The following is a 20,267-nucleotide window of genomic DNA, read 5'->3' on the forward strand; positions in this document are numbered from 1 at the left end:
ACCAACCACCGTGCTGAAACCACCCCCACCAACAACCAGCATCATCCGCACAACGACAGCAACACAGCCACAATCGACCACCATCAACACGAACCCAAAAATGTTCACAACCACTTGACAGTGATCGCGCCTCCAGGAACGCGGCTAAAACCCCAGGTCAGCTTTGGTTACTCCGGCAACTACGTAATCTATATCCACCGGCCCCCGAGCACCACGTGAGCAGGTCCGCGAACGGACCCCGCGGCGAGACCGCGAAAACTAATTTCCCGGAATGTGTTGCACATCACGCTTTAACTTGGCTACTGTCAGAGGCATGCGAAAGCCGATTCTTCTACGAGCGCTAGTACTCAAGGTGGTACTAGAGGCCACCGACCCCAACGCGGAGTAACCGACTCCCCGCGGCGTGGGGTAGTGGTCGTTAACCACCCAGTACAGCGAGTCGGTACACCCCCACACACATCCTCCGCGAAACGTAGAAGGACACCTGACGTGTTTTACACCTCGACTCAGCAGACCCAGCGCTCCCAGAATTCCGATCAGCAGACTCGCCCCACCACTGACACCGGCTTCAACCACACCCGCACTCCCGAGCGCACCCGCACCCAGGAGCGCGACCCGTTCCAGATCCGCTTCGATTCGCCGCGGCGCTTGCCGCGTGAGCTGCGGGAAGAAGCAATGGGCATGAGCTGGGCACTGTTCAGTGCGACGTATGCGCCGACGCCGACGGTCAAGATCTCGGACATCGAGGCCCGCCACGACCACTGGTGCTACATCACGTATTCGGCGAATGTCACGCGCACGTCGAAGACGTTCCCGCCGGAGACGACGCACCACGAGGTCACTACGTCGGGGCCGGCGCACGCGTTCGGGGCGATGCTTGCCGACGAAGGTCGTTACGTCGAGATCCTCGAATTCCACCAGTTCACACTGCACGAGGCGACGTTCACAGCGGTCAAGGTCGCGCACCAGATCAATGAGCGCGACACTGCCTGGGCGGTCGGCTTCGGTGCGACGAGTGAATCGTCAATCGCTGCGGCGATGACATCGGGGGCGCAGCGGATCTACGGCTAAAACCGCGTACACAAGCACAGGAATGCAAACCCTGGGCAGAACACCCCCGAATAGAACTAAATAGGTAGACTGCAAACGTTGGTCGCGCCAGCGATGACGCGCCTTTTTGATTTGGTTTTACGTAGTTTTCCCAAGTTGGCAGGGTGTTTTTTCGCCTGCGCGCTGTTGGCTCACGTGCAGCACTACTGCATGAGCCGACACAACCGAAGACCCCCGCCGGACACGAGACTTGGGAGGGCTGTGACACCGTGATCACCCTGCTTCTGGCGCTTGCTGCCGCCACGGCAGCAGCACCGGTTTTGCTGCGGACGTTCGGGCGGCCGGCGTTCGGTGCGTTGGCGCTCGTGCCGGGAGCGGGATTCGGTTGGTTGGTGTACCAGTTCGCAAACGGGACGTTCAAAAACGGCGGTGAGATCCAGGCGTCATATCCGTGGATGCCGGGAATGCACCTGAATATCGAGTTCAGGTTGGATGCGTACTCGGGGTTGTTCGGGCTGATCATCTTGGGTGTCGGCGCGCTGGTGTTGTTGTACTGCTGGGGGTATTTCGATTCGAACCCGCGGCGGCTGAGCGTCTTCGGCGCAGAGCTGACCATGTTCGCGATGGCGATGTACGGCCTGGTCATCTCCGACAACTTCCTGATGATGTACATCTTCTGGGAGATCACCTCGGTGCTGTCGTTCCTGTTGGTCTCGTATTACGGGGAGAGGGCGTCGTCACGCAGGGCGGCGACGCAGGCATTGCTGGTCACCACGTTCGGCGGGCTGGCGATGCTGGTGGGAATCATTCTCTTCGGCACGCAGACCGGGGTGTGGAAGATCTCGCAGATCGCCGGGATGACGGATCTGGACCAGGTCACGGGCATTACGGCGGCGGTGACCCTGATCCTGCTGGGCGCGTTGACGAAGTCGGCGCAGGCCCCGTTCCACTTCTGGTTGCCGGGCGCGATGGCGGCGCCGACGCCGGTGTCGGCGTATCTGCACTCCGCTGCCATGGTGAAAGCAGGCATCTATGTCGTGGGGCGGTTGGCGCCGGATTTTGCGTCGATAAGCGTCTGGCACATCGTGGTTCTGCCTGCGGGCGTGTTCACGATGCTGCTGGGCGGCTGGATGGCCCTCAAGCAGCGCGATTTGAAGCTGATTCTCGCGTACGGCACGGTCTCGCAGCTGGGGTTCATGACGGCGGTGATGGGCATCGGTTCGCGCGAGGCGACGCTGGCGGGCCTGGCGCTGGTCTTCGCGCATTCGCTGTTCAAGGCGGCGCTGTTCATGATCGTCGGCGCGATCGACCACACGTCGGGCACGCGCGATATCCGCGAACTTTCGGGCCTCGGGCGCAAGGAACCGCTGGTCGCCGTGCTGGCTACCATCGCGGCGGCGTCGATGGCGGGCATCCCGCCGCTGTGGGGCTTCGTCGCGAAGGAAGCAACGCTCGAGGCCACGCTCCACGAGGAGCTGCTGTACGGCATGCCGCGCAACGTGCTGCTCGTCGGCTTCGTGCTCGGCTCCGTGCTGACCATGACGTATTCGCTGTACTTCCTGTGGGGCGCATTCGCGCGGAAGCCAGAAAAAGACATGCGCGCAGAGCTTATCGACGGCACCTCCCCCGCCGTCCGCGACATGCACCGCATCGAATTCCTGCAATGGGCCCCGCCTGCACTCCTTGTGCTGCTCACCGTGATCTTCGGGCTGCTACCGGCGCCGCTATCGAACCTGTTCAACCAGTACCTGAACGTGCGGTTCCCGGAAGCTGAGCATCAGGACTTGGCGCTGTGGCACGGGATCACGATCCCGCTGGGGTTGAGCGCTGTGATCGTCGCCGCCGGCGCGGTGATGTTCTGGCAGCGCGAGGTGGTCAAGAAGGCGCAGTTCGAGCGGCCCGCCCTGGGTGATGCGGATGCGCTGTGGGACAACATGCTGAAGGTGCTGCGGCAGGCGTCGCTACGCTTGACGGCGTCGACGCAGCGCGGTTCGTTGACCATCAACCTCGCGGTGATTTTCAGCGTGCTCATGGTCGTGCCGCTGGCTGCCCTGATTTTCGGCGACAGTGCCGATACGCACATGATCCTGTGGGATAACCCGTGGCAGGGCATGACGGTGATCGTGATTGTCAGTGCGGCTGTGGCCGCGACTGTGATTAGGAACCGTCTGTCGCTGATCATTCTGGTGGGACTGACGGGCTATGGCTCGGCGGTGCTCTTCGCGCTGCACGGTGCTCCTGACCTGGCGCTGACGCAGGTTCTGGTGGAGACCCTGGTGATGGTCGTGTTCATGCTGGTCCTGCGCAAACTGCCCACCGAGGTAGATGTGAAGAAGGACTCGGACGTGCGCCTGCGCGCGTGGTTATCGGTGGGCACGGGACTGTCGGTGGTCGTGGTCGCGATGGCGGCGATGTCCGCGCGCATCCACGAGCCGATTTCAACGCTGATGCCGGACCTCGCCTACGAGATCGGCCACGGCCGCAATACCGTGAATGTCCTGCTCGTGGACCTGCGCGCGGGTGACACCCTGGGCGAGATCTGCGTGCTGGTCATCGCGGCGACCGGCGTGGCCAGCCTGATCTACCGCACCGAATCCTTCACCCGCGATTCGCGTCGCCCGACGCTGTCCACGCGCCGCCCGCGCTGGCTCGCCTCGGGCGTGGAAGGCGAGAAAGCCCAGAACCGCTCGATCATGGTCGATGTGGTCACTCGCCTGCTCTTCCCGGCGATGGTGCTGCTGTCCGCCTACTTCTTCTTCTCCGGCCACAACGCTCCCGGCGGCGGTTTCGCCGGCGGCCTGGTCATGGGGCTCGCGCTGACGCTGCGCTACCTCGCCGGTGGTCGCGACGAGCTGGAGGAGGCGCTTCCGGTCGACCCGTCGAAGCTGCTCGGCACCGGCCTGCTGCTGTCCGGCGCAGCGGCGGTGATCCCGATGTTCCTCGGCTACCCGCCACTGACCAGCGGGTACATCGAGCCGGAGCTTCCGCTCATCGGGCCCGTCACGGTTCCTTCGGCACTGCTTTTCGACGCCGGCGTCTACACCATCGTCGTCGGCCTGGTCATGCACATTCTCACCTCTCTCGGTGGCCAGATCGACCGCGAAGAGGACGAACGTAAGGAACGCGCACGCGACCGCGCCCGTGCTCTCCAGCGCAAGAACGAAGAACGCAAACGCGCCCGGGAAGCGAACGCTCGACAGCGGGCAGCTCAACGGGCTGCCCAGCGCGAGGCCGAGTTGTCGTCTGAGCGGGCTGCGCAGCGTATCGCGCGGCGCGCGAGTCGGAGGGTGGCTTTGGGTTCGGAGGGGAACGTCGATAAGCGTGCTCAAACTGGAAGGGAGGCGTAACTGTGGAAGCGAACCTGTTTTTGATCATCGCCTCCGGCGTGCTGATCGCGGCGGGCGTGTACCTGATGCTCGACCGCGCGATGACGAGGATGCTGCTCGGCGTGATGCTGATCGGCAACGGCGCGAATTTGCTGCTGCTCCAATCGGGCGGACAGGCGGGCGCTCCCCCGATCCTCGACCGCGATTCCGTAGCTGCCGATCAGTCGGCCGACCCGCTCGCGCAAGCGATGATCCTCACCGCGATCGTGATCGCGATGGCGATGGTCTCATTCATTCTGGCGCTGCTGTACAGGCAATACCGCTACCGCACCGACGATGTGATCGAGCATGACGCGGAGGACCAAGCAATCGCCGCGCGTCCGGCGACCCCGTCTGCGGCACCGGACGCCGATGCCTCCGACGACCCGGAGACCGGGCGACTGCGCAGCGGCGGCGACGCATTCGGCCCGCGCTCCTTCGAGGACCCGGTGAAGGAGGGTGACAATGACTAGCCCTGAGCTGACCAACCCGACGCTCTACGAGGAGTACGTCGATTTCCTCCTGCCGGCGATGCCGTACCTGATCCCGCTGCCGGTGCTGTTGCCGGCGCTGGCTGCTGGGCTGATCCTGCTTTCCGGAAAGCACCGCGCGCTGCAGCGCAATATCGCGTTCTTCACGTTCCTGGTGCTGGCGGTGATCGCGGCTTCCATGATTCTGGTGGCGGATATTTCCGGCATCCAGACTCTGCAATTGGGCGGGTGGGACGCACCGATCGGCATCACCTTCGTGGCTGACCGGCTGTCCGGAATCATGCTGTTCGTCTCGGCGATCGTGCTGTTCTGCGTGATGTGGTTCGCGATCAGTCAGGGTATCCGCGACGGCAACGAGAACGACCCGGTCGAAGTCTTCCTGCCCATCTACATGCTGTTGTCGATGGGCGTGAACCTGTCGTTTTTGGCAGGCGACTTGTTCAACCTCTACGTCGGCTTCGAGATCTTCCTCGTCGCGTCGTACATCCTGCTCACGATGGGTGCATCACCGCAGCGCGTGCGCGCGGGCATCAGCTACGTGATGGTGTCCATGGCGTCGTCGATGATCTTCATCTTCGCCCTCGGTCTCGTCTACGCATCCGTCGGCACGGTGAATATGGCGCAGGCGGGCATGCGTTTGGAGGAGATTCCCGACGGCACCCGCGCCGCCATCTTCGCCACCCTGCTCGTGGCCTTCGGCATCAAGGCGGCGGTCTTCCCCCTCGACGCGTGGCTGCCGGACTCCTACCCCACCGCTGCGTCCCTGGTCACCGCTGTCTTTGCCGGCTTGCTGACCAAGGTCGGCGTGTATTCCATCATCCGTGTCCGCATGACCATGTTCCCCGACCAACCGCTCAGCCACCTGCTCATGTGGGTCGCGCTGGCCACGATGGTCGTGGGCGTGATGGGCGCTCTCGCCCAAAACGACATCAAACGTCTGCTCTCATTCACCCTGGTCAGCCACATCGGCTACATGATTTTCGGTGTGGCGCTCGGCACCGCGCACGGCCTGTCCGGCGCGATCTTCTACGCCGTCCACCACATTCTGGTGCAGACATCGCTCTTCCTCGTGGTCAGCCTCATCGAACGCCAAATGGGGTCTTCGCAGCTGCGCCGCCTCGGCTCGCTGATGTACACCGCGCCCGTGATCGCGCTGCTCTACATCGTCCCGGCGCTCAACCTGGGCGGCATTCCGCCGTTCTCCGGCTTCATCGGCAAGGTCCTGCTCATCCAGGCCGGCGCCGAGGAAGGCTCGTGGCGCTCGTGGGTGCTCATCGTTGGTGCCGTGGTCACGTCGCTGCTCACGCTCTACGCGATGATGATCGTCTGGTCCAAGGCCTTCCTCCGCGACCGCTCCGACGCGCCCGAGGGCAACGTCGTCTCCGTGCGCCTCAGCCCGCTCGGCGATGTCTCCGACACCGTCGCTCTCGAGGACAGCAAGGATGCCGGCAGCCTCCCCGCAGGCATGGTCGCCTCCACCGCGACACTCGTCGCCGCATCCGTCGCCATCACCGTCCTCGCCGGCCCCATCGCTGCAATCACCGGCCGCGCCGCCGACTCCGCGCTCGACACCGCGCTCTACCGCAACGCAGTCCTCGGCAGCGACTGGTCGAATCCCTCACGGACGCTGGATAAGAGCACGCTTGACGACGATGACTCCGACTCCCTTCCCAACCGCGTCCACGACATCGACGAACCCAGCGCTGGCGTGACGACGGTGCCTGTGCCCTCCCCCGTTCCCGAATCCGAGGAGCCCACCGAGCCCGCCGCCGACGAGGAGGTCAACCCATGAGTTCCAATCAGCTCCCCTCCCCGCGCCTGACGGTCAGTGAGCATCTCTCCGACCGCTTCCGCCCGTGGTTCATCTTCTGGCTCGCCCTCATGTGGATCCTCCTCATGGGGGAGCTGACCTGGGCGAATGTCTTTGCCGGCGCGGGCTTAGGCTTCCTCATCACGATGCTGCTGCCACTGCCCAAGCTGCCCACCGGCGGCGTGGACGTGAATGTCCCGAAACTGATCGTGTTCCTCATCCGGTGGGTGGGCGAATTGTTCGTCGCCGCCGTTCAAGTGTCGTGGCTGGCGATCCGCCCGGCAGGACCGCCAAAGAGCGCGATCTTCAAGGTCCCGATGCGTCTCAACTCAGAATTGGCGCTGTACTTCGCTACCTGCGCCTACAACCTCCAACCGGGTGGTTGTGTCACCGACATCGATCTGGCGAACCGCACGTGGACCATTCACGTTCTGTCCGCGGGGAGGCAGAAGGATGTGGAGAAGGCGCTGGCGGACGTCGATAAGCTTGAGCGCTCGATGATCGCTATTTTTGAAAAGAGAAAGGCCCACAAACATGGATGACGCGATCTACAACTCCGTGCTGGCGGTGGCGGCTGTGCTGCTCGTCGCCGGGTTTTTCATCACGACGTGGCGGCTGGTGACCGGGCCGAATTCGCTCGACCGCGTCGTGGCGATGGACGGCATTGTCGCTTCGATTCAATGCGCGCTGGCGACGTATATTTGCTGGACGCTGGACACGACCGTGGTCAACGCGATGGTCGTCGTCGCGCTGCTCGGCTTCATCGGTTCGCTGTCCGTCGCCCGCTTCCGCAAGAGGGACGGTGCGCTCTAATGGCCTTCACCTGGGAATATATCTCCGACGTCCTGTCGCTCATCTTCATCGTGCTCGGCGCACTGCAGGTCTTCTTCGCGTCCGTGGGCATCGCGCGCTTCAACACGACGCTCTCGCGCGTCCACGCCGTGACGAAACCGCAGACCGTCGGCCTGATCATGGTGATTCTCGGCGTGATTTTCCGCCTCACCGGCTCCGAGCATTTCGACGTCGGCCAGCGCGGCGACGTGGGCATGCTCTTCCTGCTCGTCCTCTTCGCGCTCATGACCAACCCGGTCACCGCGCAGCGCCTCGGCCGCGTCTCCCGCCGCGAGGGCCTCTACGGCGACGAAGACGACATCGCCATCAACGAGCACCCCGGCGACCTGCAGCGCAGCGCATAGCTGGGTTTAGGCGCTCGGGTGCCCGGCGCGAAGTTCATCCACCGCCTGGTCCACCGCGCCGCACCAATCGCCCATCGCCTCGTACACCGCGCGTTGGCGCTGGTACGCCGCACCATTTTCCACGATCTTCGCGACAAGGTTCAGCTCATCAACGCAGCCAAGACGCTTAGCGACGCCCTGTAGCTCCCCCACCATCTCCAGCAGCTCATCCGTGACCAGGCGCTCATCTGTGTCCCTGCTAGTGATCACCTCGGCGTCGAGACCGTAGCGGGCTCCGCGCCATTTATTCTCTGCCACGTGCCACGGCTGCAGCGTCGGCAGTTCCTCGCCCCGGTCAATCATGTCGTCGTAATGCACGACGAGGCAGTGCGTCAGCGCCACGATGGCTGCGAGCTCCTCCAGGTTCGTCGCCGCATCCGAAATGCGCACCTCGACGGTGCCCCACTTGGCGGCCGGGCGGACGTCGAAATGCATTGAGCCCGTGTGCGACGTCACCCCCGACTTCGTCTGGTCGCGCATGAAATCGACCCACTCCTGCCAGCTACCGAACTGGTACGGCATGCCTGCGGTGGGAAGCTGCTGGTAGAGCATCGTCCTGTTCGACGCATACCCGGTGTCCAGTCCCTCCCACGCCGGACTCGACCCACTGATCGCCAGCAAGTGCGGGTACTTCGTCATCACCGCGTTGATGATCGGCCACACACGGTCCTCGTGCCTGATCCCCACGTGCACGTGTGTGCCCCACAGCAGCATCTGCTGCCCCCAGTACTGCGTGCGGTTGATGATCTCCTTGTACGTCGGCTTATCGCCTACCGGCTGCGCCCGGAAATCCGCGAACGGGTGGCCCCCACCCGCCCACAACTTGAGGTTTTTCTCGTCCGCCACCTGCTGGATCTTGTCCTTCGTCTCCCGCAGGTACTCCATCGCCTCAGCCGTCGTATCACAAATAGGCGTGACCAGCTCAATCGTGTTCTTCAGGAACTCCTTTTCCAGGTGCGTTCCCGGCCACCGCTGCTCCACCGCATCGATAACCTCCGCCGCGAAAGGGACCAAATCGCGCGTCTTAGGATCGACGAGCGCGATCTCCCACTCCACGCCCAGGCTCAGCGCTTCCGACCGGTTGAAATCCCGGAACGGATCCATCGTGGCCTGATTTGTCGGCACAGTCATTCTCTCTGAATACGGGAAGAACCGCCCCCACGCAAATTTCTGCAGGGACGGTCCGGTATTTAATTTCAGCCTGTCAGGGTGTGTATCGGTTTAGAGAGCCACCTCGCGGTTCTCCGCCAGCACCACCGTCACGGAACCGGGCTTCTTGGCCTCGGCGGGGACGCGGTCGTCGTTAGCCAGTGCAATGCCGCCGATCGTGTCCGCCAACTCACGCGCACGGTCCTCCGCACCCGGGGTATTCGGGTCGAACAGCACGGTGTTCTGCTCGAAGATCGCGACCTCGCCCGGGATATTGCCCACTTCGCCGAGGTTCAGACCGTTCTCACGCGCCTGACCAGAGACCCGTTCAGCCAGGTTGCTCACCGCCGAGTTGTTGTAGATATTCACCGTCATATTCTCGCGCGTCATCGGGTTATTCGGACCCGCCGGCGCATCAGCCGCTGCGCCCGGCTGGCGGTTCTGGCTCGCGGCGTTCTGGTCTGCGCCATGCTGGTCTGCGGCGTTCTGGTTCTGGGCGTTCGGGTCGTTCGGGTTCTGACCTGCGCCGTTTTGGTTTGCACCGTTCGGGTTTTGCGCGTTCGGGTCGTTCGGGTTCTGACCTGCGCCGTTTTGGCCCTGTGCGTTCGGGTCATTCTGGTTCTGCACCGACTGGCCCGCCGGATCATTAGCAGCCTGGTTATCAGCACCGCCCTTGGTCAACGCGTACACGGCCCACAACGCCAGCAGCAGCGCCACCGCAATGAGGATCATCGCCAGTCCGCGCTTGGGCACGCCACCTGCGGCAGCCGCGGTGCTCGAGCCGGCGCCGGCTGCCGCGGTGCGGGTGACCGGCGCGGCGACTGCGCGGTCGTCGCGTTCTGCGCGGTCGGCCTCGATGGAGTCCGTGCGCTCGTCGTCGTAGTTGTCGTAATCGGCGCGGTCGTCGTAGGCGGCTTCCTTAGAGGTGTACCCGTAGTTATTGTCGCCGTCGACGTAGTCACCGATTTCGGCCCCCGTTATCGCGGCAGTGCTGCCCGCTGCTTCTTTGTGGCCGTGGCTGTAGCCGTAGCCGTCGGAGTCAGACTTGTAGCCACCGCTGTAGCCATAGCCGTCAGAGTCAACCTCTTCGCGACGGTGGTGCTTGCCGCGGGCCACAGGTTCGCGCGCGGCGGTTTCACGTTCGACGGTCTTGCGCTTGGCAGTCTCGCGAGCGGCAGGCTCTTCGCGCTCGGCGGCCTCGCGAGCGGCGCGCTCCTCACGCGGGTCGTACTGGTCACGGGCGTCGTAGTACTCGTCGAGCGCCTCGTCGAAGGAGCCGTCGCCAGCTGTCTCGTAGTGGTCGGACGCAGGTTCCTGCACCAGGTCGTCCGCGAGGTCGCCACGGTCCTGCAGCAGATCCTCGCTCTTGTCTCGGCTGAAGAACTTGCGGGCGCCGCTGAAGCGGCCTTTACGCGGGTCACGGTTACCAGAGTTCACATTAGTCACAGCCGTCACCCTAATGTGCCCACGTCGCCATTCTTTATCCCAACACGCCGAAACCGTGAACTATGCGCTGCATAGGCCCTGCAGATGCAGCACCCCGGGGCGGAGAGCGCAGTGGGCACTGGCCAGCCGCTGAGGATGTGAATCCCAAATGTTAACCCTAGAACTTAGTTTCCCCTGGTCGGCAAAAATGGCCCAAAATCACCGACCTGGGGAAACTAAGTTTTGGGGTTAACAACTAGGAACAGCCAGGCGGGGTTAACATCTAGGGCTAACTTTTAGGGTTAACAACTAGAGCCCAGGCCCAACCCCTAGACCTCCCCACCGCCCAAAACGCGCTGCTCCCGAATGCGCTGCAGCCGGCGGACGAGCTGCGGGCGCTCGGCGAGGGCGGCGGGGTCGTCGATAAGCGCGTTGAGGCGCTGGTAGTACCGGAACGGTGATATGCCGAGCTCAGCCCGGATGGCGTCTTCGCGGGCGCCGAGGCTGCGGGGGGCGCGGCCGGCGAAGTCGAGAATAGCCAAGTCAGACGGATCCACAGCCGAAACTATAACGGCCCGACCCGCGAAACTATACTGAACCGCATGATCCGACCGATTGTGATTTACGGTGACCCAGTCCTGCATAACCCGACGGAGCCGGTGACGGAGCCGGTGGAGGAGCTGCAGGAGCTCATTGCGGACATGCACGAGACGATGGATGCCGCGTATGGGGTGGGGCTGGCGGCGAACCAGATCGGCGTCAATAAGCGGTTGTTCGTGTACCACTGCCCGGATGGGGACACGATGCGCCGGGGCACGGTGATCAACCCAGTGTTGGAGACCAGTGAGATCCCGAAGACGATGCCGAGCGAGGAGGACGACGAGGGCTGCTTGTCCGTCCCGGGCGAGTCGTTCCCCACCGGCCGCGCCGACTGGGCGAAGGTGACGGGCTTGGACGAGAACGGCAATCAGATCGAGGTCGAGGGTACGGGCTTCTTCGCGCGTTGTCTGCAGCACGAGGTCGGCCACCTGGACGGCTACGTCTACCTGGACGTTCTCACCGGACGCTACAAGCGCGAGGCGAAGCGCGCGGTGAAGCGCAACGGCTGGGACCACGCGGGCAACACGTGGATGCCGGGCGAAGACCCCGACCCGTTCGGCCACTAGTGTTCCGCACCACCCCCGTCGAACCGGGCGACCGCGTGGTCGTGCGTCGCCGCCACGGCAACCACGCCACGGATGTCATCGGGCACGTGGTCACGCTCGATCCGCTGGTCGTCCGCCCGCAGAAAGTCGGCGGTCTCCCGTCGGACGCGGAGGCGATCCGCATCGACGAACCGATCGTCGTCCGCCGCCTCAGCCCGCGCCGCATCCGCAACAGCGACATCCGCGCCGTCGAAACCGCCACGGCCCGCGCGTTCCCCGGCCAAGAGCATTCGCTTATCGACGCCTGGCTCGCCCGCTCCGGCTCCTCCATCACCGAACGCTCCAATAGCGCCACCCCCATCGGCCACTCGGCAAGTCTGCAGCCGGTCCCGATCGACAAGATCGTCGAGTTCTACCGCGCCCGAAAGATGCCGGTGCAGTTGTTGATCCCGGAGCGCATCGGCAAACCCGCGCTCCACCTCGTCGAGCGCAACCCGGAGGCGTGGGAGCTCGGCCCGGAGATCATCACGATGACCCGCTCCCTTGAGGATCTCCCCGACACCCCTGACAACAGCACCGCGTGCTTCCGCATCGACACCGAACCCGACGATGCCTGGCTGGACATGTATCACTTCCGCGGCCAACCCCTGCCGCCGAAAGCACTGGCGGAGCTGGCCGAGGAGATCGACGGCGAGCTGGGTTTTGGCCGGCTACTCGCACACGAAGGCAAAGACACCATCGCGATCACCCGCGGCACCATCACCTCCTCCGACGACGGCCGCGTCTGGCTCGGCTACTCGGCAGTCGAGGTCGCACCGGACTTCCGACGCCAGGGACTGGGCACCGCGCTCGGCGCGCACATGCTCCACTGGGGAGCATCCCGCGGCGCGACCGACGCGTACTTGCACGTCTTGGCCACCAACGATGCCGGGATCGGACTGTACGACAAGCTCGGCTTCGTCGAGCACCACCGCCACCGCTACGCCACCCTTAAAACCCGAGCGTGATCTAGGGTAGAGCGCATGCGGATTGCCACGTGGAACATCAACTCGGTGCGCACGCGCGCCGACCGCGCCATCGCGTTTTTGGAGCGCAACGACATCGACGTTCTAGCCATGCAGGAAACCAAGTGCGCGGACGATAAATTCCCGTACTCGGTGTTCGAGGCCGCGGGTTACGAGGTCGCCCACGTCGGCTACCACCAGTGGAACGGCGTGGCGCTGATCTCCCGGGTCGGCCTAGAGAACGTTCGCGACCACTTCCCCAACCAGCCCGGCTTCCACAAGGATCCTGAAAAACCTCAAGAACGAGAGGCTAGAGCAGTAGGTGCGACCTGCGGCGGCGTGGACGTCTGGAGCTTGTACATCCCCAACGGCCGCGAGATCGGCGACCGCCACTACGACTACAAGCTCGAATTCCTGTGGCGCCTCGCCGAGGCCGTCGAGCCAGGCACCCCGCAGGTCTTCTGCGGCGACTACAACATCGCGCCCACCGACAAAGACGTGTGGGACCGCGCGTTCTTCGAAGGGAAAACGCACGTCACGGAGCCGGAGCGCGCGGCCTTTAGCAACCTCCTCGAATCCGGTCTCGCTCCCATCACGCACGAGGAGCCCTACTCGTACTGGGATTACAAGGCCATGCGCTTCCAAAGGAATGAAGGCATGCTCATCGATTTCCAGTTGACGGGAATGGAGGGAAGGGGGTTCGTCGATAAGCATGAGCGCGAGGGCAAGGGCGCATCCGACCACGCACCCGTCGTCGCGGACTACGACGTCACGCGCATGCTTATCGACGACGTCCGATGATCCCCGACCTTTCCACCTGGCAGCTCATCCTCATGATCGTGGATTACACGATCAAGTTCGCGGTGATCGGCGTCATCCCCGAAAACCGCAAGCCGTCCAGCGCAAATGCGTGGCTGCTGATCATTCTGCTCATCCCGTTCCTCGGGCTGCCGCTGTATTTCTTCTTCGGCTCGACGTATCTCTCGCGGCGCCGTCACCGCATCCAAAAAGAAGCGAACGACGAGATCAACGACGTCCACGCCGACTTCCCCGACGTGCCAACCAGCGTGCGCTTAAGCGGCGACGTGGCGTCAATGGCGCACCTCAACCGCACGCTCACCGGGTACCCCGCGCTCGAAGGCCACGCGAAAGCGCTGTGGACCGACTACCAAAAGACGATGCTTCGCATCGCCGAGCTTATCGACGCCTCCACCTCCCACGTCCACATCGAAATCTACGCCCAAGCCTGGGACACCACGACTGCCCCCGTGTTCGAGGCGATGGAACGCGCCGTCGCCCGCGGCGTGAAAGTCCGTGTGCTTTTCGACCACATTGGCTCCCAGAAATACCCTGGCTTCCGCGCCTTCAAGCGCAAGCTGACCGCCGCCGGCATCGAGTGGAACCTCATGCTCCCCCTGCTTCCCCTGCAATGGCGCTTCCGTCGCCCTGACCTGCGCAATCACCGCAAACTCATCGTCATCGACGACCGCGTCGCCATGATGGGCTCGTTCAACCTCATCGACCGCTCCTACCTGGTCCGCAGCCACGTGAAGAAGGGCCGCCAGTGGGTCGACTCGTTCGTCGAACTCACCGGGCCGATCGTCGCTTCCCTCGAATCGCTCTTCGCCGTCGACTGGTACACCGAATCCAGCGAACTCATCGACATCACCCCGCCCCGCGACACCGAACCAGATGCTGACACCTCCACGGTCCAGCTCATCCCCTCCGGCCCCGGGTTCACCACCGAACCCAACCTGCGGATGTTCAATACTCTCATCCACCACGCGCGCGAGCGCCTGATCCTCTGTTCGCCGTATTTCGTCCCCGACGACTCCATGCTCGAAGCCATCACCACCGCCTGTTACCGCGGTGTCCGCGTTGATTTATTGGTGGGCGAGAAAGCCGACCAGTTCATGGTTCAGCACGCCCAATCCGCCTACTACCAGCAGCTTCTCGAGGCCGGCGTCCACATCTGGCAGTTCCCCGCCCCCTACGTCCTGCACTCCAAATTCGCCATCGCCGACCCCGTCACCTGGGCCGACGGCCCCGCCAATCCCGTCGAGGACTCTCCCGCCGCATGTTCTACCCCCGACTCAAATGCCGCCGCTGACCTGCACGAAATCGCCATCATGGGCAGCTCGAACATGGATATGCGCTCGTTCTCCCTCAACTACGAGAACAGCCTGTTCATCCTGGACGGCCCCCTCATCACCGACCTGTGTGGACTCGCTGCCGCCTACCTCTCCGTCTCCCGCGAGCTCACCCTTACCGAATGGAACCAGCGCCCCTGGTCCCGGCGCTATATCGATAACGTGCTCAAGCTGACCTCGGCATTGCAATAGCGCGGCTTTGGGCCCGTCCCCCGCGCCCCTGCGAAATGGTTGGTGCGGCCCCACCGGTGAATCTGTTTACATCCCTCACTTGCGAGGAGTTTTATAAGCGCTGGTAGGCGCGTTTTGGCTTTTGGGGCGAGCGCTGAAAATGTAAACAGATTCACCAGCCCGGGCTGCGCGGCCCGGCTAGGACGCGGCTCCGCGAAAAAGTGAAAAGGGCGGGAAAGAGAAAACCTGCGGCGGGAAATCCCGTCCGCAGGTAATCCTTGCCCTAAGAGCTAACTTCTAAGCATCGCGGCGCTCCAGGAGGAGGAGCCCGATGGCGTAGATGACCAGCACCCACACAGCAAAGACTCCGAACGAGCCCCACAGAGTCAGCGGGTCGCCGCCGAAGGGGTTCGGCTTATCGGACTGGGAGTTCAACACGAACGGGATAGCGTTCTGGAATGGGGCGATGAACTGGACTTTCTGGCCGATCTTGGGGATGAACCCGATAACGAACTCGAAGATCGGCAGCGTGATCATGATCATCACCACTGCAGCTGTGGAGCGCAGAATCCACCCCAGTCCCTGCGTCATCATCACCAATAGGAAGACCACCAACGGCACGGCCCAGAAGGAGCGGCGGGCGAAGACATTGGTCGTCCACTCCACCGGGTAGGGGGCGAAGTGGTCGCCGGCGGTATAGGAGGCCACAAGGATGATGATGCTGAGAACCACCGCGATCAGCCCGTAGACGGCGAGCTTGGACAAGGCCAGTTGCCAGCGCTGCGGAGTGATGGCGAAGTTGATGGAATTCACGTTGAAGCGGTATTCGGTGGTGACCACCATGGCTGCCTGGATCAGCATCGGGATGAGCCCGTAGATCAGGACCTGCTGGACCACGAGGGCTCCGCCGTACAGCGGAAAATCCGGGCTGTCGAACGCTGCCGCGAGGGCCACAAATACAACTGCGAGCACGAACGCGAGGCCGGTTGTCCAGTAGAAAGACTTGGTGGTGCGGAGCTTCGTCCATTCGGAAAGCATTGTCTTAAGCACGGTATTCTCCCGTCGTGGAAACGCTGGAAGCGGCCGGAGCAGGAGCACCAGGCATCCCGGTCTGGTACTCGACGGCGCTCTCGGTGCGGCGGATATAGGCGTCTTCGAGGGTGGCGCGGCGCTCGGAAAGCTCGGTGAGCATGATGCCGGTGGAAAACGCGAGGGCACCGATGTCTTCGCTGGAACGCTCGGGGATCTCCAAAACGGGGCGGCCGTCAGGGTCGGTGGCCTGGCTGAACTCGATGCCCTCGACCTGCAGGGCAGAACCGAGCTGGTCGAGGTGTGGGGAGCGCACGACGGTGGTGAGGGCGGAGTTCTCCTTGATGAACTCGTGGACAGAACCGGCGGCAACGAGGCGGCCTTTGCCGATGACGACGAGGTGGTCGGCGGTCTGCGCCATCTCGGTGAGCAGGTGGGAGGACACGAGCACGGTGCGTCCCTCAGCGGCGAAACGGCGCAGAAGCTCGCGCACCCAGCGGATACCTTCGGGGTCGAGGCCGTTGACGGGCTCGTCGAGGATCAGGTACTCGGGGTCGCCGAGCATAGCGGCGGCGATGCCGAGGCGCTGGCCCATGCCCAGGGAAAAACCACCAGCCTTTTTATTCGCCACAGACGTCAGGCCGACCAGACCGAGTACCTCATCGACGCGGGAGGTCGGGATGCCCGAGGCTTGGGCCTGCCACAGCAGCGCGTTGCGAGCGGAGCGGTTGGGGTGGATCGCCTTGGCGTCCAGGAGTGCTCCGACTTTGCGGAGGGGGTTGGTCAGGGAACGGTAGGGTGCGCCGTCGATAAGCGCGGAGCCTGATGTTGGCGTGTCAAGGCCGAGGATCATGCGCATCGTCGTCGATTTTCCGGCGCCGTTCGGCCCGAGGAAGCCGGTGACTACGCCGGGTTCGACCCGGAACGTGAGGTCGTCGACCGCGCGGACCTGGCCATATTGTTTGGTCAGGTTCTGTACGTCAATCATGCGCTTTAGCGTGCCACAAAAGCACGCTTAACGACGACTCAAACCCCCGGTGCAATTCATACTCCCTGATTTTGTCCAGCGGAACCCACAGAAGCTCCATAGATTCCGCGTTGGGTTCAAGATCGATGGGCTGTCCGGTCGTGGTGTGCGCCATGACGGTGATGTAGGTCCACCCGGGCGCCTCACCGGCGGTGACCAGCTCCTTCTCCACCTCGACGAGGGAGGTGTCAATGCCGCACTCCTCCACCGTCTCGCGCAGCGCCGCCTCCTGCGCCGTCTCATGCGAATCGCGCGCGCCACCAGGCAGCGCCCACGTCCCGCCGTCAGCGACCCAGTGCGCGCGGTGCTGCAACAACACCGTGTCCCCAGCGCGCAGGAAGAGTCCCGCCGCACCGTATTTTCCCCACACGCGCTTACCGCCGGGACCGTCGACCCACCCGTTGCCGTCACCTTCCATGCGAACCAGTCTAACGGTGCGCATGAACCACGGTGCTAGTGCGCTATTCTGGGGCAATGACGCGGGGACAGCGGGCACAGCGACGGGCGGAGGCGGCGACCCAAAAGGCGACAAAGGCCGCCAAAGCTGCCAAGGCCGCACCCGCCGATCCCGCCAAACCCGCCGAGAAAACACCCGCCCCAAAATCAAAAACCAAACTCCCCCGCTTCACCCCGCGGAAGTCGAAGACCCGCCCGGAGGATCTGGTGGAGCACGAGGACGCGTGGCTGGACCAGCTGGAGGAGACGCCGCGGCAGAAGGGGCTGCGCGGGGTCAAGACGCGCCTGGGCGAGTACATGGGTGGCACAGGTCGCTGGGTGGGGAACGCGTGGGGGTTTGTGAGTTCGACCGTCGGCAAGCTGTTGGTTTTGCTGTTGGTGCTGACGATGTTCATGTTCGCGGGCGCGTGGGCGGCGTCGCAGGCGGGCGCGAACCGTGAGTCGGGTTTGCAGACGTTGTTGAATGCGACGGAGCCGATGAGCAATTCGGCGCATACGTTGTTCACGTCGATGAGCCAGGCGGATACGTTGGCGACGACATCGTTTGTGCAGCCGGGTCTGCAGACGGCGGAGTCGCACCAGAAGTATCTTGACGCGATCGATAGTGCGGTGGTCGCGGCGGATGAGGTGTTGCGCGGCAGTGTGGTGACGCGTGCGGATGACACGGAGAAGGTGCAGGAATCTGTGCGCGAGATCCAGCGTTTGATCCCGCAGTACACGGGGTTGATGGAGCGTGCGCAGGCGAATCAGCGTGTGGGCAATCCGTTGGGCGTGGCGTATATGTCGCAGGCGAGTTCGTTGATGCACGAGACGATGTTGCTGAAGGCGCAGACGATCCTCGATATCACGCGTGAGCAGGTGGAGGACGAGATGAACCGTCTGACGCGCGCGCAGCTGGTTCCGCTCTCAGGCCTCCTCGCCGCTCTCATTGCGCTCGGTGCCGCGCAGTACGCGTTGTGGCTGATGTTCCGCCGCCGTTTGAATAAGGGTTTCCTCGCGGCGACGGCGCTCACGCTCGTGGCGATGGTGTGGTTGGGCGCGTCGAATATCGCAGCGTGGGACGCGGGCCGGCATGATTTCGCGAGTACGGCAGGCCCGTACGAGCAGCTCACGAATGCGCGGACGACGGCGCAGGAGATGCGCACCGCCGAGACGTTGACGTTGCTGACGCGCAATACGCAGCGTTCATCGATGTCGATGAACGATACGTCGGCCGAGGTCGCGAACGCGCTGGATGCGGTGTCCACGGTGACGAATGCGGATGAGATCATCATCGCCCGCAATGCGCTCGCGGATTGGGGCCTCGCGCACACATCCATGATGAACGCGCTGAACAGCGGCGAATATGACCGCGCGGTGAGTCTCGCGACGGACGGCGAGGGCAACACGACGGCAACGACATTCGCGCTTCTCGACGAGTCCCTCGGCGAGCTCAATGCCACCGCCCGCTACAAGCAGCGCGAGCACATCAACGAGGCATTGGGCACCACGCGCGGTGTCTCAACGGGCATCATGATTCTCATGCTCGCCGCGATCGCGCTCACGTTCGTCGGCGCGCGCCCCCGCATTCAGGAGTACATGTGATGGCACGCATCGCTTATCGACGTCACCCCCACAGCCCCCACCCCGCCACGACCCTGTGGGCAGCTCTTACTGTCTCGGTGCTGCCTTTCGCTGCCGCCTGCGCCCCAACACCGCCTCCGCCACAGGAGCAGCTGAGCGCCCACACGACTCACAGTGCGCTGTTCCCGCCCGGCGCGCATCTCGACGAACCCGGCGAGGAGCCGGGCGAGGCCGGTCAGCCCGCGGACTGGCCCGGGTCACTGCGCCCGGACGATAAGACGCCGGAGGAGCGGATCCCGGAGATCTATAAGCGCGGCCGGATCATCGTGGGTGTGGACCAGTCGCAGTATCTGCTCAGCTTCCGCGACAATGCCTCCGGCGAGTTGAAGGGGTTCGAGGTCGATCTGGCCCGGGAGATCGCCAAGGATATTTTCGGTGACCCGGATCCTGGCAGAGTGGATTTCCGTTTCATCGATTCCACGATGCGCACCGAAGCGATCGTGTCCGGCCAGGTCGATATCGTGGTGCGCACCATGTCGATCACGAAGAAGCGCCTGGAAGCGATCGATTTCTCTGCCCCGTACCTCGACTCCAGTGTGCGGATGCTCGTTCCGGCGGCGTCGGGCATTGAATCCACAAGCGACATCACCGATGAGCGCATTTGCGTCGCCGACGGTTCCAATGTGGTGGACATGGCCCGCCGCACTTTCCCCGAACAGGAGATTCTGCGCACCCGCACCTGGACCGATTGCCTGGTTGCCTTGCAGCAATTCCAGACCGGCGCACTGCTTGGCGACGAGACGATTCTCGCTGGCGCCGCCGCCCAGGACCCCCTCACCACCGTCTCGGGCGAAGCAATCGCGGACCAGCAGTATTCGGTGGGCATCCCGAAGGGCAACGACGGCCTGACCCGCCAGGTCAATTCCACCCTCGAGCGCATCCGCCGCGACGGCACGTGGGATTCCATGTTCAACCGTTGGCTCAGCCCGCATATCGACGCCCGCTCCGCCCCCGCCCTCACCTACCGCCCGGAGGAGACCGACGACCCCGACGAGCCAGACACCCCCGACACCGCGGAAGGAGAATAAGCCGTGACGACCAACGATCAACCGGACCAGCCCGAGCGCCCCACCAGCGACAACACGACCGATCCCGAGCTCACTGAACCCGAGCTCACTGAGGCCGTCGCCTTCGACC

20 protein-coding genes are annotated in these 20,267 nt (G+C 63.7%); 14 read left to right on the forward strand and 6 right to left on the reverse strand.

The window, feature by feature from the left end:
- The 8 genes from ACUY2Y_RS11380 to mnhG form a co-directional block, all read left to right on the forward strand.
- A partial coding sequence (locus tag ACUY2Y_RS11380; protein WP_448326568.1) for a hypothetical protein occupies positions 1 to 219 on the forward strand: 219 nt, incomplete at its 5' end.
- A 270-nt stretch (positions 220 to 489) separates the two neighbouring features.
- Positions 490 to 1,071, forward strand: coding sequence for an acetyl-CoA acetyltransferase (locus ACUY2Y_RS11385; protein ID WP_448326570.1), 582 nt, complete (start codon positions 490 to 492; stop codon positions 1,069 to 1,071).
- A gap of 248 nt (positions 1,072 to 1,319) precedes the next feature.
- On the forward strand, positions 1,320 to 4,397 hold the full coding sequence (locus tag ACUY2Y_RS11390; RefSeq protein WP_448326572.1) for a Na+/H+ antiporter subunit A: 3,078 nt from the start codon (positions 1,320 to 1,322) through the stop codon (positions 4,395 to 4,397).
- A gap of 2 nt (positions 4,398 to 4,399) precedes the next feature.
- Positions 4,400 to 4,888 (forward strand): Na(+)/H(+) antiporter subunit C, encoded by a 489-nt coding sequence (locus tag ACUY2Y_RS11395; RefSeq protein ID WP_448326574.1) that lies wholly within the window; start codon positions 4,400 to 4,402, stop codon positions 4,886 to 4,888.
- Complete coding sequence (locus ACUY2Y_RS11400; RefSeq protein ID WP_448326576.1) at positions 4,881 to 6,698, forward strand: Na+/H+ antiporter subunit D; 1,818 nt, start codon at positions 4,881 to 4,883, stop codon at positions 6,696 to 6,698. The genes ACUY2Y_RS11395 and ACUY2Y_RS11400 overlap by 8 nt, the downstream gene beginning before the upstream one ends.
- On the forward strand, positions 6,695 to 7,258 hold the full coding sequence (locus ACUY2Y_RS11405; protein ID WP_448326578.1) for a Na+/H+ antiporter subunit E: 564 nt from the start codon (positions 6,695 to 6,697) through the stop codon (positions 7,256 to 7,258). Before ACUY2Y_RS11400 ends, ACUY2Y_RS11405 begins: the two co-directional genes overlap by 4 nt.
- Positions 7,251 to 7,529 carry a monovalent cation/H+ antiporter complex subunit F gene (locus ACUY2Y_RS11410; protein ID WP_448326580.1) on the forward strand — a complete coding sequence of 93 codons (279 nt, stop codon included), beginning with the start codon at positions 7,251 to 7,253 and terminating at the stop codon, positions 7,527 to 7,529. Before ACUY2Y_RS11405 ends, ACUY2Y_RS11410 begins: the two co-directional genes overlap by 8 nt.
- Complete coding sequence (gene mnhG / locus ACUY2Y_RS11415; RefSeq protein ID WP_210575814.1) at positions 7,529 to 7,912, forward strand: monovalent cation/H(+) antiporter subunit G; 384 nt, start codon at positions 7,529 to 7,531, stop codon at positions 7,910 to 7,912. The genes ACUY2Y_RS11410 and mnhG overlap by 1 nt, the downstream gene beginning before the upstream one ends.
- Positions 7,913 to 7,918: 6 nt before the next feature.
- On the opposite strand, the gene ACUY2Y_RS11420 is transcribed toward mnhG, so the two are convergent.
- The 3 genes from ACUY2Y_RS11420 to ACUY2Y_RS11430 form a co-directional block, all read right to left on the reverse strand.
- A complete protein-coding gene (locus ACUY2Y_RS11420) occupies positions 7,919 to 9,055 on the reverse strand; it encodes a glutamate--cysteine ligase (RefSeq protein ID WP_448326608.1) in 1,137 nt (378 codons plus the stop codon).
- Between the two features lie 117 nt (positions 9,056 to 9,172).
- Positions 9,173 to 10,546, reverse strand: coding sequence for a LytR C-terminal domain-containing protein (locus ACUY2Y_RS11425; protein ID WP_448326582.1), 1,374 nt, complete (start codon positions 10,544 to 10,546; stop codon positions 9,173 to 9,175).
- 308 nt (positions 10,547 to 10,854) lie between these two features.
- Positions 10,855 to 11,082 (reverse strand): DUF3263 domain-containing protein, encoded by a 228-nt coding sequence (locus tag ACUY2Y_RS11430; protein ID WP_448326584.1) that lies wholly within the window; start codon positions 11,080 to 11,082, stop codon positions 10,855 to 10,857.
- A 45-nt stretch (positions 11,083 to 11,127) separates the two neighbouring features.
- Between ACUY2Y_RS11430 and ACUY2Y_RS11435 the strand changes: the two genes are divergently transcribed.
- From ACUY2Y_RS11435 to ACUY2Y_RS11450, 4 genes are read left to right on the forward strand one after another with little or no spacing between them, the layout of a single operon-like run.
- Positions 11,128 to 11,691, forward strand: a complete 564-nt coding sequence (locus ACUY2Y_RS11435; RefSeq protein ID WP_448326585.1) for a peptide deformylase — start codon at positions 11,128 to 11,130, stop codon at positions 11,689 to 11,691.
- Positions 11,691 to 12,677, forward strand: coding sequence for an N-acetylglutamate synthase, CG3035 family (locus ACUY2Y_RS11440; protein ID WP_448326586.1), 987 nt, complete (start codon positions 11,691 to 11,693; stop codon positions 12,675 to 12,677). Before ACUY2Y_RS11435 ends, ACUY2Y_RS11440 begins: the two co-directional genes overlap by 1 nt.
- Positions 12,678 to 12,692: 15 nt before the next feature.
- Complete coding sequence (locus ACUY2Y_RS11445; RefSeq protein WP_259902438.1) at positions 12,693 to 13,475, forward strand: exodeoxyribonuclease III; 783 nt, start codon at positions 12,693 to 12,695, stop codon at positions 13,473 to 13,475.
- Positions 13,472 to 15,016, forward strand: a complete 1,545-nt coding sequence (locus tag ACUY2Y_RS11450; protein WP_448326589.1) for a phospholipase D-like domain-containing protein — start codon at positions 13,472 to 13,474, stop codon at positions 15,014 to 15,016. Before ACUY2Y_RS11445 ends, ACUY2Y_RS11450 begins: the two co-directional genes overlap by 4 nt.
- A gap of 276 nt (positions 15,017 to 15,292) precedes the next feature.
- Here ACUY2Y_RS11450 and ACUY2Y_RS11455 read toward each other — a convergent pair whose 3' ends face one another.
- The 3 genes from ACUY2Y_RS11455 to ACUY2Y_RS11465 are packed head-to-tail and all read right to left on the reverse strand — an operon-like array spanning position 15,293 to position 17,469.
- Positions 15,293 to 16,045 (reverse strand): ABC transporter permease, encoded by a 753-nt coding sequence (locus tag ACUY2Y_RS11455; protein ID WP_448326591.1) that lies wholly within the window; start codon positions 16,043 to 16,045, stop codon positions 15,293 to 15,295.
- Positions 16,038 to 17,012 (reverse strand): ABC transporter ATP-binding protein, encoded by a 975-nt coding sequence (locus tag ACUY2Y_RS11460; RefSeq protein ID WP_448326593.1) that lies wholly within the window; start codon positions 17,010 to 17,012, stop codon positions 16,038 to 16,040. The genes ACUY2Y_RS11455 and ACUY2Y_RS11460 overlap by 8 nt, the downstream gene beginning before the upstream one ends.
- Positions 17,005 to 17,469 carry an NUDIX domain-containing protein gene (locus ACUY2Y_RS11465; protein ID WP_448326595.1) on the reverse strand — a complete coding sequence of 155 codons (465 nt, stop codon included), beginning with the start codon at positions 17,467 to 17,469 and terminating at the stop codon, positions 17,005 to 17,007. The genes ACUY2Y_RS11460 and ACUY2Y_RS11465 overlap by 8 nt, the downstream gene beginning before the upstream one ends.
- A gap of 56 nt (positions 17,470 to 17,525) precedes the next feature.
- Between ACUY2Y_RS11465 and ACUY2Y_RS11470 the strand changes: the two genes are divergently transcribed.
- The gene (locus ACUY2Y_RS11470; RefSeq protein ID WP_448326597.1) at positions 17,526 to 19,091 is read left to right on the forward strand and encodes a hypothetical protein; all 1,566 of its coding nucleotides are present in this window, start codon (positions 17,526 to 17,528) and stop codon (positions 19,089 to 19,091) included.
- A complete protein-coding gene (locus tag ACUY2Y_RS11475; RefSeq protein WP_448326599.1) occupies positions 19,091 to 20,158 on the forward strand; it encodes a glutamate ABC transporter substrate-binding protein in 1,068 nt (355 codons plus the stop codon). The genes ACUY2Y_RS11470 and ACUY2Y_RS11475 overlap by 1 nt, the downstream gene beginning before the upstream one ends.
- The last annotated feature ends 109 nt before the right edge of the window (positions 20,159 to 20,267 follow it).

This window comes from Corynebacterium sp. 20-84 (genome assembly GCF_053479455.1).

Bases quoted from the DNA above. Each gene is read 5' to 3' on its own strand.
- ACUY2Y_RS11400 (WP_448326576.1), top strand. From the start codon at position 4,881: ATGACTAGCCCTGAGCTGACCAACCCGACGCTCTACGAGGAGTACGTC.
- ACUY2Y_RS11405 (WP_448326578.1), top strand. From the start codon at position 6,695: ATGAGTTCCAATCAGCTCCCCTCCCCGCGCCTGACGGTCAGTGAGCAT.
- ACUY2Y_RS11410 (WP_448326580.1), top strand. From the start codon at position 7,251: ATGGATGACGCGATCTACAACTCCGTGCTGGCGGTGGCGGCTGTGCTG.
- mnhG (WP_210575814.1), top strand. From the start codon at position 7,529: ATGGCCTTCACCTGGGAATATATCTCCGACGTCCTGTCGCTCATCTTC.
- ACUY2Y_RS11420 (WP_448326608.1), bottom strand. From the start codon at position 9,055: ATGGATCCGTTCCGGGATTTCAACCGGTCGGAAGCGCTGAGCCTGGGC.
- ACUY2Y_RS11435 (WP_448326585.1), top strand. From the start codon at position 11,128: ATGATCCGACCGATTGTGATTTACGGTGACCCAGTCCTGCATAACCCG.
- ACUY2Y_RS11445 (WP_259902438.1), top strand. From the start codon at position 12,693: ATGCGGATTGCCACGTGGAACATCAACTCGGTGCGCACGCGCGCCGAC.
- ACUY2Y_RS11450 (WP_448326589.1), top strand. From the start codon at position 13,472: ATGATCCCCGACCTTTCCACCTGGCAGCTCATCCTCATGATCGTGGAT.
- ACUY2Y_RS11460 (WP_448326593.1), bottom strand. From the start codon at position 17,012: ATGATTGACGTACAGAACCTGACCAAACAATATGGCCAGGTCCGCGCG.
- ACUY2Y_RS11465 (WP_448326595.1), bottom strand. From the start codon at position 17,469: ATGGAAGGTGACGGCAACGGGTGGGTCGACGGTCCCGGCGGTAAGCGC.
- ACUY2Y_RS11470 (WP_448326597.1), top strand. From the start codon at position 17,526: ATGACGCGGGGACAGCGGGCACAGCGACGGGCGGAGGCGGCGACCCAA.
- ACUY2Y_RS11475 (WP_448326599.1), top strand. From the start codon at position 19,091: ATGGCACGCATCGCTTATCGACGTCACCCCCACAGCCCCCACCCCGCC.